Below are 13,127 nucleotides of genomic sequence, written 5' to 3' on the forward strand. Positions count from 1 at the left end.
AAGAAGGAAAAGTTGATTTACCGCCTTTATAAAAAATACAAGGAGAAGACGGTGAGTATATTTTACAAACCGCTGTCTTCTCCTTGTATTTGACTGCCCTTAAAAAGTCACCATAAATGGCTGACTGTCTTCATCTAAACAATGTAAAATGCGCTCTTTGAAATTTTTCCATGTTATCATTTGAAGCGCTTCTTCAATTGAAAAATAGCCAACTTCTAAGCTTTCACTACTCGTTGTAAATTGTCCTCCAATTGGCTTTCCTACGAACAAATGATTACATATACACTGTGAAACATTTTGATACACTCCGCAGTACTTCACAATTTCAATATCAATACCAGTTTCCTCTTTCGCTTCCCGAATGGCACCTATTGGGATTGCTTCTCCTTCTTCCACTTGACCACCTGGAAGCTCCCAGCCTCGCTTTGGACCTTTTAAAAGTAAAATTTCGTTTTTATCGTTTAACACGACTGTTGCGGCACTTACAATATGTTTCGGATAAGGCAAACCTACTCCTCCTTTAAAGAAACTGCTAACTCTACTTACAATGAACTGGTAATACAGACCAAGAACTAACAAGTGCTGTTTGCTTCCCTTCTAGATGTAACACTTGCTGAGATGGATTAGCTGTATGGAGTAATTGCGGAAGTATTTCTTTCACATACTGCTTGTGAGAATTCGCATCTTTCCATAATGACAAAACAATGTAACGATTTGAAGAAAGAGCTCTTCCAACAACACCGCCCATCATCCCTTCAGCTCTCGCTATCCTTGGATTCCAAACCGTTTCTTGCATATGTAAAAATTGCTTTTCACTCTCTTGTTTTACATCGCAAATTGCTACTCGTAAAAAAGAACTATGTGCTAATGCTTCAACAAATGGAGTCTCTGTTATATTAAATAAAGATTGATATAACTCTGTTTCACATGATGTATACGTACTCTCTTGGTTGTTATCATTAAAAATCTTATCGTGTGATTCATTCATAAAGCTTTGGTACATTTTCATATTTTCCCATAAACTAACTATACAAGCTTCTGATTCATCCCATCCCCCGATTTGTCCATAAAAACCATCTAATCCCTTCAACTCGCTCCATTGTTCTTGAGCAACTGAAAATAATTCCTTTTTTTTGTCGCTAACATTACAAATAATAGATTTAATTAACATACAAAATTCCCCCTTAATTCCCGTGAAAGCTTCATTAAAACCTAATACTTTTATTTTAAAGGGGTTTGATAGAAATATCAAAATTTTAGAAATAATAGAATTACAAAAAGAAATACATTTTTTCACCCACAAAATTATCTTTTAATAAAACTTATACAATACAATAAAGCATTACTTAAAATACTTACTACACCTATCCAGAATAGCCAATTTGTTGCGGTCAACCAAGAAGCGACCATGATAAGTATTGCAGTGGCAATTGATCCACAATAGCCTATTCGGTTTCGTTTCTTGTTACGGTAAAACTTGTCTTTTGTCTGAGAAATTGATTGCTGGATGGTATTCTTTACATAATAGACTTTTTCCTTAATCTTATTTTCAGTATCTTTTGCTTTCTGATAAAAGATATTACTAACATAAACTTTACTCACAATTCTGTCCCTCCATATCGGCGTTTCGAAAACTCAGCCAAGACTTTTTCCTCATAGTTATCTAAGTTTAACTTCATCTGCTCATCAACTTCGAGATTTACCTTTTCTTCAAAACCATCTTGTTGTTCACCGTCGAAGCGATAGAGTTTTTGTAATAATCTCCAAAATGTTTCAATTTCATCAGTTGTGAAATCATGAAACATATCTGCTAAAAAATAAGTGGATTTTTCAGAACAAGCAATTAACGCTTCTTTTCCTTCAGGAGTAATCTCGATATTGATCGAACGCTTATCCGTTTTACTCGGCACAGTTTTAACATACCCTTTTTTCACAAGGCCTGTAATTAACTTATTAGCAGTCTGCTTTGTTGTACCTAACTTTTTCGCAATATTAATAAGGGTCGTGCTTTCAATTGGCAAATGCGCAATCGCAATAAGAGCCATGTGCTGCCGGGAAGTTAATACCTCTAAATACTCATCCCCACGAATTTGCACCTTATTGACAACCGAAAATAAAGTTGCATAACTTTGCTGCATAGCATGCAGTTCTTTCATTAAGAGATTTATATCCATATGTAGCTCCCTTCTATATTAGTCAACATGTTGACTAATATAGAATACCACCCCACCAAGAAACATGTCAACATAGTGACTAAGAAGTCACTTTACATATTAAATAAAAAAGTAGCAAAGGTATCTTGTCCCTTGCTACTCAATCAAATGTAAGTTCGATTTGAATAATCTCTGATCGGCTGCCAAGTCTTAACGGTGGTCCCCAAAAACCAAATCCAGAAGAAACAATTGCATGAAATAAATCTCTCTGTACATATCCCCAATCTAATTCATACATTCTTCTTGTAATAATATGATTCGGCGCCATTTGCCCTCTATGTGTATGTCCAGACAGTAATACATCAACACCTGATGATTCAGCTTGCTTTAACTCAAATGGCTGATGATCCATTGCAATGATGGGAAGACTCTTATTCATAGCACTCATTAATTCCTCAAAACTTTTCCGATCTCGATCCGTCTTATCTTTTCTCCCTACAATATAAAACCAATCTTCAATTTTCACAACTTCATCTAATAAAATATTTACATCAATCTTTTTCATTTCTTGCAAAAATTCAGGAATCGCTCCGCCGTAATATTCATGATTTCCTAACACCCCATATACGCCAAGCGGAGCGTGCATTTGTTTCATCACTTGTCCCATATTCTTTTTTATAAAATACTCTGGATGATCATCAATAATATCTCCAGGTAAAAGTATAATATCTGGTTTCATATGATTTACATGATGAACCAATCTTTTCAAATGAGACAAGCCAGACAGCTTACCAAAATGCATATCTGAAGCCATTGCAATTCGAAGTGTTTTACGATTGCTCACTTTTTTAGGTACATGAATCTCGTATTTTCGTACGACTGGACTATACGCATTAAATGTTCCATATGCAAAAATAAACACAAAAGTAATGAGGACAATCATTCCAGTCCAAAAAATGGATTGTTCTTTCGGAAACGATAACCAATTTAAAATAAGCACAGCTACATCCGCTATTGGTAAGAGTATGACCGCATATTGGATAACTGCAAACCAATAAGAACCAATTGTTCTAAGTGGTGAAGTAAAATTAACCACTCGATCTAGAATATAAGCGTATGATAATAGTGCAACTACAATCGCATAATATCCCCAAGATTGAATATGAAAAGTCGTATGTATCCATACCCAACCGTTCCAGCCAATGTAAATCATTAACAGCGTATATAAAGTAAATAAAATAAAAATATTTACTACATTTCTCGTTTTCAAAATATGCCCCCTCTTTTACAAGTTTTCATTACAAATATTTATATACTACACTTAATATAACAAATTACACTAAATATAACAAATAACTCTTTGAACCGTTAGGAATTTTATTTTGACACAAAAATTTTTATAATGCCACTAATACGCCGCAAAGTAAAAAAGATTGATTCATCACTTGGACAAATCAATCTCTTTTTTACTTCATATTTCAACCAAATGGAAAAGCAGCAGAACTCAAATAACGTTCTTTTATAATTTTACGATGATGAAACTCATGACCAGCAATAATGCATGCCAATGCTCGAACAGTGACCTCAGAGTTATTCGCAATCCCTCTTTGTAACCAAGCTTCTGCATCTAAGCTTTTAATTAAATGCACAGTTGATTGACGAACAACCATTAAGTTCGCTAGAAGATCTTGCATAGATTGTTTATCAAATGCTGCTCTAAGAACATACATATCATCGTTGTATCCAGGAAGTGACACCGTCTCGCCTCTCGCTATCGAAAGAAGTCGATATGCCATAATCCGTTCAGTATCCGCAATATGACCGATTACTTCTTTTATGCTCCATTTATTTGGAGCATACCGAAAAAGTCCCTCACGATCAGAAAGATCTTTCAATAAAAGGTTTGTCTCTTTCATTTGTTCTTCTAAAATATGTATAATATCTCCCTTTGGTAATAAGTTTATATACGTTGAATAATACGGGTTATATTCATTTACTTCCGGTCTCTTTTGCATTTCTACCACCCTTTTTATTTTAGCTTTACTATAAATATTATCATATTAATCAGAAAGATTAAAATTCTAAAAGAAAAAGTAATTCATCCTATCTATAAGTTGAATAATTGAGCGATTTATATAATGTAAAATTAAAACAAATTCAATGAGTAAGTTAGGCATTCTCCGCTTCTAATCTTGAAATTCAATCACCCTACAAAAAACTTTCTCAACCCTTAACCTATAGACGCTTCTACTATCAACTGCTAACATAATAGGTGAGCTCCTAACGAGTTTCATTATCTATTGAAAGGACCTGTTTCGGACGCAGGTCCTTCTTCTTTTTCACTTAATCTACTAGATGATATTCTAGTTCATTCGATATACATAAAACTACATGAATGGTATAATTTAACTTAATGATATGACTAGAAAGAGAGATGAAAATAATGAAAGTATCATATTGGAGCGGTAATAAGGTACGATTAAGAGCACCTCAAAAAGAAGATATTTATTTATTCGAAGACTTAGATAACGAAATACTTAAAAACCTCGATTCCATTGCTTTCCCACGCACGAAAGAACAAATCGAAGAGTGGATAGCTGACATCTCAAAAGGTTCTTCTCCTATCTGTGATGATTTTTATTGGATTGCCGAAGATCACAATAAAAACATAATCGGAACAATTGACGTCAGTAATTGCGATTCTAAAAACGGGACATTCGATTACGGCATATCTGTATTCCCTCCCCATAGAGGAAATGGATATGCAAAAGATATGATTATAACGATACTAAAACATTACTTCTTCGAGCTTAGATATCAAAAAGCAACTATTCAAATATATTCATTTAATACGGCTTCTATCAACCTTCATCGAAAACTGCAATTTGTTGAGGAAGGCCGCTTAAGAAATATGATCTATACAAATGGAACATTCTATGATGAAATCTATTTTGGAATTACGAAAGACGAATTCCAAGCGTTATATTTTCCTAAATGATATTTACTTAATCCTATTACTTTTTATGGAGAGATTCAATTTGAATAAGTTAAAAAAATACTCTAAAGTGTATATAATGTTTTTTATTCTTCACGTTATATTTCTTATATTTTCTCCTAATAGAATAGTAGGTAGAACTGCCATTCAAAAAGATGATATAAAATTACACGTATACTCACAAGCTACAACAGGAGCACCTCAAAGAATAAGTGAAAATGATTTAGCTATTTTAAAAGAAAAAGTGAAAGATACATATCCGAATGTAGATTCTAGAGACATTGAATTAAAGGGCGACACCCCGTTCCGTCATGTTGCTGATCCAGCGTACATAGGGTGTTTTACTGTATACGGAAAGGTTACAGGTACAACACGTAACGAAACAAGCGGTGAAAATACCGTGGCAGTTTTAAAAGTTTCTTATTGGGACATGCCTATGTTTTGGTACCTATTTCATTATGACTCATACATAACTAAGGTAACGCTATATATATTACTACCAATATTTCTGATTGCATTAGTAATAAGTATTATTTCTTTCATACCTAAAAATAACTTTGATTAACGTTAAACATTAGCCACCTTACATGTATAATTACCTCTATTTCTCTATCAGTTTTAAATTGAAAGCCATGACTTTCAAATTTCATATAATTCACCTGATCGTGCGCTGAATAAAGCGTTCTATTTATTTGGAGAAAATTACCGTTTTTTTGGTATAATGAATATAGGCATACTGGTTTAAGAAAGGTGATTTTCAATGATGATTTTTGATGATATAAACACAATAGAAGCCCTTGCTTTTCTATTTTTTATGATTTATCTTGCAACCGACCCGAGGGATGTAAGCCTGCTAATGATTCCGGCTTACTTCGGCGGAATGCTAGTCACTCACTGGCTTGTTGAAAACGGATTCCAAGATACATATATTTATACGATTTGGATTGTCATCTACGCTCTTGTAATCATTTACCTTATCATCGCTTCAATTCGTCTAGGTATAAAAAACGTAGTGTACATTAAAGAAAAAATAAGAAAACGTAAAGCTTTAAGAAAATAACGCAAAAAGAAACCGCCCTAACAGGCGGTTTTATTTACGCATATACTCAAGCTACAGATGATGTATAAATGCCGTTATTTCTTCCTTCATCATACCGCGAAACTCATGATTACCGTCTAACAATAACCACGACGCGTTATCTACAATATTATGATGCCGTTTCTGTGAAATTTCGTCACTTATCATCGAAAGTATTTCTTCAAGAATAGCAATTAATAATCTACCATAATTTACTTAATAAAATATACTGTGTAGCCAGCAATGGATTTATGACTGTTGAATGAAATGTACTGTTACCACGTTTCACTTCTGTAACATGTCATATTAATTCTTGTTATTCTGTCACTATTACTTCGTGCGTTTGTTCCTACTCCGCTTACTCCATCTCCTTTTGATTTAATTGGTTACGTATAAGATTTTATTAACTGTATGTTGAGAAGTTGTAATTCATCATAAATTTTTTATTCATACTATAAAAGGTAAAAAGTAATAGTCATACCACTTTTTCTTGAACGCTCAATGCAATTTCTGACAAAAATAATCCTGCAAATGAAATTTTATGTAAAATTACGCATTTTTTCTGATATACTTAACATCGTAATATATACATAGTATTAGAGGGAGACAAAAATGCAGAGTAAGTTTTGGACTATTTTATTTTTAATCATCTTCTTTCCTATTGGTTTATTTCTAATGTGGAAACATAAACATTTCACAAAAACAGTGCGTGTTATCATTACATTATTATTCCTATTCTTGATTCTATTAGCATCGTGTAACAATAACACAAGTAGTGCTCAGAAATCTGAATTAGAAAAGAAAGAGCAGAAACTAATTAAGAAAGAGAAAGACTTAGACAAACTTGAGAAAAAATTAAAAGAAAAAGAAAAGGAATTAGATGAAAAATCAAAAGAATGTCAAAAAAATACTGAAGAAGAAAAGAAAAAATTAGAAGAGCAAAAGAAACTAGAAGAAGACAAACGTAAGCAAGAGGAAGAACAACGCAAGCAAGAAGAAGCGCGAAAACAAGAGGAATTGAAAAAACAACAAGAAGAACAAAAGAAACAACAAGAACAACAACAAACTGCACAGCAACAACCAAATAACAATTTACCACAAGGTAACTATAACTTTAAAAGTTGTAAAGAGGCTAAAGCTGCTGGTTTCTCAAATATTCCGAAAGGACATCCAGCATACTCGTCAAACTTAGATCGAGATGGTGATGGAATTGCTTGTGATAAATAATTAAGTGTAAAGCCCTCTCATGTGAGAAGGGCTTTTTATGAGGCGGTGTGATTTACTATTGCCCCATTTCATCTATAATTCTTTTATTTCTAAAGGAGTTTACTGCTCGTAGAGAACCCTTAACTATATAACAGGCAGATGTAGTAGCGAAAAGAATACATAATATTCCAATTTCTGTTTATCAATTCCATTAAATTTTAAAAATGGTAAAATATTGTTGTATAACTAAGGGATTATTTAAATAATAGGAGGAATCAATATGAAGAAAATTGCACTGGCTGTTTCAGCGTCAGCTATTTTTTTATTAGGTTTAGCTCCAACAGGTGCGTCAGCAGCAACGATAAATAATGAATTAAGTGGTAAATATCAGGTTGCTATACCTGATAAGCAGTACGTTGAAAATGTTTTTAGAGTTTATGATTCACGTTTTTATGGCCAACCACCGAAAGAAATCTACCATGAACAGATGTTTTACGGGAAATTATATTCTGGTACTCTAACAGTAGATAAGAAACAAAAGGATGGAGATGGCTACTGGTTAGTTTACTATCATGGGTATCTTCAGTTGGCGAAAAAATAATTATTAAATTATGAATTTATAAAAAAGAAAACCCCTTAGTTACATAGATGAACACCCCCTCTTACTAAACACTCTTAAACTTAGTAAAGGGGGTTTTGCTTTCGATATTTATCTGTTTTACCTAGGATACCTAAAAAAGAGATGGGAGTTTGGGATTTAGAGCAAATAAATCACTTTTTAAAAGAAAGTAAAAAAATTAAGAATGCAACACGCTTTCAAATCAGCTTTTTAATAGCAATATTCACAGGTATGCGGCTTGGAGAGATATTAGGACTCAGGTGGAAAGATATTGATATGACAAATAATTTAATTTATGTAAAACAAACTTTAACCGAAACAAGAGAGTTGAAATACGGTGCCAAAAATAGAAGTAGTATACGAACTATTCATTTTCCAAATATCTTGTTAGAAGAACTAAAATCACATCGACAATTCATAGACCATGAAAAATCTAAAGTTGGTAACGAATACACCGACTTAGACTTAGTTCTTCCTTCAAAATATGGTAAACCTTTAGATCAACGTAACATACGGAGAGCATTTCATCACTTAACGGAGAAACTCGGATTACCGAAAATACGATTCCATGATTTGCGGCATACGCACCCTACTCTGTTAATACAACAAAACGTTAATGTAAAATTAATTTCGGAACGTTTAGGTCACTCCGATATTGGAACTACGTTAAATACGTACAGTCACGTATTACCTGATATACAACGTTCTGTCGCCGAAAAGCTTGACAAAGTATTCGAAGAAAAAGTGACCGCTGAGGTGACTCGGCCTTAAAAATCGCTAAAAAACGATGGGCAAAACCGATGGATAATGCTCCCTATTTCACCACAAACCTCGTCTTACTACATCCATCTTTCTGCTTCATTACTTCCAGCACTGCTGGCATTGCACTCTTCAATTCTTGTACGTGCGAAATTACACCGATAAAGCGTCCTGATTTTTGAAGATCAATTAAAGCATCTACTGCTTTCGTTAATGATTCTTCGTCTAATGAACCGAAGCCTTCGTCAATGAACATCGTTTCAATTGAAATACCGCCTTCGTATGATTGGATGATGTCGGCCATACCAAGTGCTAAGCAAAGGGAGGCGTTAAATTTTTCGCCACCGGATAATGTTTTTACATCACGTGTTTGCCCTGTATAGGCATCGTAGACATCTAATCCTAAACCGCTTTGTCGATTTCGTTTTTCTACCCGTTCACTTCGTTTTAAGAAAAATTGTCCGTTCGATAGTTTTCGAAGTCGTTCATTGGCTACTTGAACAATTTGCTCTAAATATTCTATTAAAATGTATCGTTCAAATGAAATACGGCTTTCATTGTCACCTTTCATCACTTCATATAAATCAACGAGCTCTTGGAATGCTGTTTCTTCTTCATGTATTTGTTCATCAATGCGGCGAATATTTTCATGTAGATCAGAAATATATTCATTGGCACTGTTCGTACGCTGACGTTGTTCTTTTATAATATCAAGCTGAATTTCTAATTCTTTCAATTGTTCTTCTAACTCTGTTAACTCAGTCCATTCTTTTCCGCGGAGCGCCTCTGTTAATTCTTCAATTTGTTTCGTTAAAACTTCAAGCGTCCCGTAATACGATTGAATGTGTTGTTGCAAGCTTGTTCGCTCTGCGTCAGATAATTTAGCCTCATTATATGCTTGCTGACTTGCAAAGCCGCTTGCTTCAAGTTCTTTCATGAAACGTACATACTGTTCTTCTTTTTTCTCTGTTCTTTGTGTAAATTGTTGCTGCGCTGCTTTATATGCTTCTTCCACGCGAATTTTTTCACTCGTACAACGCTGAAATTCATCTTGCGCTCTTTGCCATGCTTCTTGCAGACTGTGAAGTAAAGAAGCTTTCGTTTCACACGCTTGTTGCCATGCTTCTAATGTTTGCATCTCTGCTGGAATTTTTTCTTTATCATTTTCATACGCTGTTCGCAGTTGAATCAATTCCATTTCAGAGCGATGCAATTTCCCTTCTACTTCACGTTTAGTCTCCTGCAATTTATCTAATTGTTCGTCTAGCTTTTGTAGCTGTGGCGATAATTGTTTCCGTTCTTCTTCAGTCGACTTTAACTCGTTTACTTCTGCAGCAAGTTGTTTTCCTTGCTCAATTAATGTTTGATACACATTTCCTAACTCTAGTGCAGAGTACCCGCGACTCTGCACTTCTTTACATAATTCTTCATATTGCCTTTTGTAAAAATTACATTTTTCTTCTATTTGAACGAATTGCTTTTCAGCTTGTGCTTTTTGTTCACGAAGGTTATTTAACTGTTCTTCATCAACAGACAATTCTTGTTCAGTCGCTTTATTTGGGTGAGCAGTACTGCCGCAAACTGGACAAGGTTTACCATCATGTAAATGAATTGCTAGCTGACCAGCTTGTTCGCTTAGCCATGATTTCTCCAAAGTTTCATATGCTTGCTGAGCAACATTCATCTGTTCGAAGGTGACCTTTCTTTCCTTCTCATACTTTTGCACTTCTTGCCACACTTGGTAAGTATCTTTTAATACTTTTGCATCTTCACGCATACGGCTTAACTGCTCCGCTTTGGTTATATATTGCTCAAGTGCTTTTTCCATCTGTTTTAGCTTACTGGCAAGCTGTAGTTTTTGTGCACTACTGAATTCTTGCTGCTCCTCTAATTTACTTATCTCACGCTTAAATTGCTCCATTTGTTTTTCTGCCACTGCTAATTTTATTTTCTTATCAGCAAATGTTGCAATTACTTCTTTTAATTCTTCTAACATTTGGATATTCCGCTTCGTTTCTTCACGGATCGTTTCATTGTTTTTTTCTTGTTCGTACTGCTGCTTTGCACGTTCATAAGCTAGTACTAGTTGTTCTTGTTTACCAGCCGTTTGCTTCATGTATTGCTCAGCTTGCTCTGCACTTTGAACTGCTTCATCATACCATTGTTCAAACGGTAATAATCGGTTTGCTTGCTCGGCTTGTTTAAATTGTTGTTCTTTCATTTCAATAGAAGAACGTTCCTGCCCTAATAAATCATAACGATTTTGTTTTGTTTGCAAATCTTGTAATCTATCATTCAAAGCTTTCGCTTCATGATAACCTGTTTCCGCTTCTTTTAATTGCTTTAACTGCACTGATTCTTGTTGTTCTAATTGCTTTTCTTGTTTTTCATAAAAATTCATTTCTTGTTCAAGTGCTTCTACTACTTGATGTGTATTCACATGTTCTTGATTTGCTAATATTTCAAGCAATGCACCATCTCTCACAGGAAGCTTGAACACGTTACGAAAATACAATTCGCGTTCTTTTTGCTTTTCTTGCAGAACATCTTTCCATTCTTTACGCTTTTGATCTAATAACTCTCTCATTAATTTATATCGATCTGTTTTAAAAATCCGACGTAAAATTTCCTCTTTATTTTCCGTTTCAGATGTTAACAGTTTACGAAATTCACCTTGTGGGAGCATTACAATTTGACTAAATTGATGCTTACTAAGACCAATTAAATCTTCCACTTTTTTGTTTACATCAGTCACATGGAAGCGATCTACACATGGAATCTGCTCATCACCAGCAACTTCATAAAATTCAATCGCATGGCCCGTAATCGTTTTATTCCCTTGCTTTTTATGACCAAGTTGACGCTTTATACAATACGTTTTTTCTTTTAATTGAAATAATAATTCAACGCTTGTATATACGTTATCATCAGCAAATTGACTACGAAGCATACTCGTATCATTACGTTCTTCTCCACTCGCTTCTCCGTACAATGCGTAACAAATCGCATCAAAAATCGTTGTTTTTCCCGCACCTGTATTTCCAGAAATCGCAAAAATACGATGTTCGCCTAGTTCTTCAAAATCAATCGTTTCTTGCTGTTTATATGGACCAAACGCTGTCATAATAAGTTTGATAGGTCTCACGCTCTCTCCCCCTCTCGTTCATGAACTGTTTTTAATACTTCTAAGAAGAGACGTTCTTTTTCTTCTGATAACTCCGTCCCTTTCATTTCTTTGTAAAAAGCTTTCACAAGGGAAAGATCATCCATTTTATGGCGTGAAGTGACTGCAATATTTTCATTCGCTAATTCTTTTCTTTTGATAACACGCTCTACATGCATTGCATTTGGATATACAGAACGAATCTTTTCCATCGGTTGCAATACAGGATTTTCATCTAATAATTTTACAAATACATAGTCTTCGGAAACAGGAAGTTGCAGCAATTCATCAATTTTCGCCTCAACCGTTCTCATTTTACGCCTTGGTGTTAATGATCGTTTTTCAAGTGTTACTTGTCCTACTTCGTTTAATTCAACAATGTAATACCCTTTTTTATGATGCTCTTCTGAAATAGAATAAGCGAGCGGCGAACCTGCATAGCGAATTGTTTCATTCCGTACGTAATGTGCCTGGTGCAGATGGCCAAGTGCTGTGTAATGAAAAGCGTCAAAATAATGACTGTTTACATATTCTGCTCCGCCGATAGATAATGGCCTTTCAGCATCACTTGTATTTTCTTCAGCTTCCCCTGATGAAGTTACAAAAGCATGTCCAACAAAAACATGACGCACCTCTTTATCCATACTTTCTGATAACTCATTCATAAAAATACGCATTGCATCGTCATGACTTCGAATGTCCTCATTTTTCATAACATGACGAACAATGCTTGGATCGACATATGGGACTAAATGAAAATGTACTTCTCCATATTCATCATGCATAACAACTGGCTCATATGGATATTGAAATTGTCCGACAATGTGTAAGCCTTGTTTCTTCATTAAACTACTTCCAAAATGAATACGATCTGGACTATCATGATTTCCCGCAATCGCTAGTACTGGTGTTTGTAATTCAATTACAATTTTTTGTAATGTTTCATTTAATAAATCTACCGCCTCTGTCGGAGGGATAGCACGATCGTATAAGTCTCCTGCAATTATAACAGCATCTGGTTTTTCTTCTTTGACTGCTTGTATAAATTGCTCTAAAACATAGCGCTGATCTTCTGTCATATAAACACCATGTACAAGCTTTCCTAAATGCCAATCGGCTGTATGAAAAAATTTCATCTTTTCCTTCCTTTCTCT

General features: G+C 34.5%; 14 protein-coding genes and 1 pseudogene. 6 read left to right on the forward strand and 9 right to left on the reverse strand.

Annotated features, from left to right (window positions below):
- Positions 1 to 99: 99 nt before the first annotated feature.
- From Q9306_RS04120 to Q9306_RS04145, 6 genes are all read right to left on the reverse strand, one after another.
- The gene (locus Q9306_RS04120) at positions 100 to 507 is read right to left on the reverse strand and encodes an NUDIX hydrolase (protein ID WP_306195579.1); all 408 of its coding nucleotides are present in this window, start codon (positions 505 to 507) and stop codon (positions 100 to 102) included.
- A 31-nt stretch (positions 508 to 538) separates the two neighbouring features.
- Positions 539 to 1,171, reverse strand: coding sequence for a YdbC family protein (locus tag Q9306_RS04125; RefSeq protein WP_306195581.1), 633 nt, complete (start codon positions 1,169 to 1,171; stop codon positions 539 to 541).
- A gap of 134 nt (positions 1,172 to 1,305) precedes the next feature.
- A complete protein-coding gene (locus Q9306_RS04130; RefSeq protein WP_306195583.1) occupies positions 1,306 to 1,602 on the reverse strand; it encodes a hypothetical protein in 297 nt (98 codons plus the stop codon).
- A complete protein-coding gene (locus Q9306_RS04135; RefSeq protein WP_306195585.1) occupies positions 1,599 to 2,174 on the reverse strand; it encodes a MarR family winged helix-turn-helix transcriptional regulator in 576 nt (191 codons plus the stop codon). Before Q9306_RS04135 ends, Q9306_RS04130 begins: the two co-directional genes overlap by 4 nt.
- A 139-nt stretch (positions 2,175 to 2,313) precedes the next feature.
- Positions 2,314 to 3,366, reverse strand: a complete 1,053-nt coding sequence (locus Q9306_RS04140) for a metallophosphoesterase (RefSeq protein ID WP_306195942.1) — start codon at positions 3,364 to 3,366, stop codon at positions 2,314 to 2,316.
- 265 nt (positions 3,367 to 3,631) lie between these two features.
- Positions 3,632 to 4,168: a DinB family protein gene (locus tag Q9306_RS04145; protein ID WP_306195587.1), complete on the reverse strand. Its 537-nt coding sequence runs from the start codon at positions 4,166 to 4,168 to the stop codon at positions 3,632 to 3,634.
- A 428-nt stretch (positions 4,169 to 4,596) separates the two neighbouring features.
- On the opposite strand from Q9306_RS04145, the gene Q9306_RS04150 reads away from it, so the two are divergent.
- The 3 genes from Q9306_RS04150 to Q9306_RS04160 all read left to right on the forward strand — a co-directional run bounded on the left by Q9306_RS04150 (position 4,597) and on the right by Q9306_RS04160 (position 6,208).
- A complete protein-coding gene (locus tag Q9306_RS04150; protein WP_306195589.1) occupies positions 4,597 to 5,151 on the forward strand; it encodes a GNAT family N-acetyltransferase in 555 nt (184 codons plus the stop codon).
- Between the two features lie 40 nt (positions 5,152 to 5,191).
- Entirely contained in the window at positions 5,192 to 5,713 is a 522-nt protein-coding gene (locus Q9306_RS04155) for a transposase (RefSeq protein WP_306195591.1), read from the forward strand.
- 198 nt (positions 5,714 to 5,911) lie between these two features.
- On the forward strand, positions 5,912 to 6,208 hold the full coding sequence (locus Q9306_RS04160) for a hypothetical protein (protein ID WP_306195943.1): 297 nt from the start codon (positions 5,912 to 5,914) through the stop codon (positions 6,206 to 6,208).
- Between the two features lie 51 nt (positions 6,209 to 6,259).
- Here Q9306_RS04160 and Q9306_RS04165 read toward each other — a convergent pair whose 3' ends face one another.
- On the reverse strand, positions 6,260 to 6,394 hold the full coding sequence (locus Q9306_RS04165; RefSeq protein ID WP_306195593.1) for a hypothetical protein: 135 nt from the start codon (positions 6,392 to 6,394) through the stop codon (positions 6,260 to 6,262).
- A gap of 444 nt (positions 6,395 to 6,838) precedes the next feature.
- Between Q9306_RS04165 and Q9306_RS04170 the strand changes: the two genes are divergently transcribed.
- From Q9306_RS04170 to Q9306_RS04180, 3 genes and pseudogenes are all read left to right on the forward strand, one after another.
- Positions 6,839 to 7,453, forward strand: coding sequence for an excalibur calcium-binding domain-containing protein (locus Q9306_RS04170; RefSeq protein ID WP_306195595.1), 615 nt, complete (start codon positions 6,839 to 6,841; stop codon positions 7,451 to 7,453).
- A gap of 259 nt (positions 7,454 to 7,712) precedes the next feature.
- Positions 7,713 to 8,033 (forward strand): hypothetical protein, encoded by a 321-nt coding sequence (locus Q9306_RS04175; RefSeq protein ID WP_306195597.1) that lies wholly within the window; start codon positions 7,713 to 7,715, stop codon positions 8,031 to 8,033.
- Between the two features lie 114 nt (positions 8,034 to 8,147).
- Positions 8,148 to 8,822: pseudogene (locus Q9306_RS04180) on the forward strand (site-specific integrase); the annotation flags it as partial.
- A 43-nt stretch (positions 8,823 to 8,865) separates the two neighbouring features.
- Here the strand turns inward: Q9306_RS04180 and Q9306_RS04185 are convergent.
- The gene (locus tag Q9306_RS04185) at positions 8,866 to 11,955 is read right to left on the reverse strand and encodes an AAA family ATPase (protein ID WP_306195601.1); all 3,090 of its coding nucleotides are present in this window, start codon (positions 11,953 to 11,955) and stop codon (positions 8,866 to 8,868) included.
- Positions 11,952 to 13,109 carry an exonuclease SbcCD subunit D gene (locus Q9306_RS04190; RefSeq protein ID WP_306195603.1) on the reverse strand — a complete coding sequence of 386 codons (1,158 nt, stop codon included), beginning with the start codon at positions 13,107 to 13,109 and terminating at the stop codon, positions 11,952 to 11,954. Before Q9306_RS04190 ends, Q9306_RS04185 begins: the two co-directional genes overlap by 4 nt.
- Positions 13,110 to 13,127: the final 18 nt, after the last annotated feature.

This window comes from Bacillus multifaciens (genome assembly GCF_030756675.1).
GTDB lineage: Bacteria > Bacillota > Bacilli > Bacillales > Bacillaceae_G > Bacillus_A > Bacillus_A multifaciens.

Bases quoted from the DNA above. Each gene is read 5' to 3' on its own strand.
- Q9306_RS04190 (WP_306195603.1), bottom strand. From the start codon at position 13,109: ATGAAATTTTTTCATACAGCCGATTGGCATTTAGGAAAGCTTGTACAT.
- Q9306_RS04135 (WP_306195585.1), bottom strand. From the start codon at position 2,174: ATGGATATAAATCTCTTAATGAAAGAACTGCATGCTATGCAGCAAAGT.
- Q9306_RS04160 (WP_306195943.1), top strand. From the start codon at position 5,912: ATGATTTTTGATGATATAAACACAATAGAAGCCCTTGCTTTTCTATTT.
- Q9306_RS04125 (WP_306195581.1), bottom strand. From the start codon at position 1,171: ATGTTAATTAAATCTATTATTTGTAATGTTAGCGACAAAAAAAAGGAA.
- Q9306_RS04175 (WP_306195597.1), top strand. From the start codon at position 7,713: ATGAAGAAAATTGCACTGGCTGTTTCAGCGTCAGCTATTTTTTTATTA.
- Q9306_RS04170 (WP_306195595.1), top strand. From the start codon at position 6,839: ATGCAGAGTAAGTTTTGGACTATTTTATTTTTAATCATCTTCTTTCCT.
- Q9306_RS04165 (WP_306195593.1), bottom strand. From the start codon at position 6,394: ATGATAAGTGACGAAATTTCACAGAAACGGCATCATAATATTGTAGAT.
- Q9306_RS04145 (WP_306195587.1), bottom strand. From the start codon at position 4,168: ATGCAAAAGAGACCGGAAGTAAATGAATATAACCCGTATTATTCAACG.
- Q9306_RS04150 (WP_306195589.1), top strand. From the start codon at position 4,597: ATGAAAGTATCATATTGGAGCGGTAATAAGGTACGATTAAGAGCACCT.
- Q9306_RS04140 (WP_306195942.1), bottom strand. From the start codon at position 3,366: ATGATTTACATTGGCTGGAACGGTTGGGTATGGATACATACGACTTTT.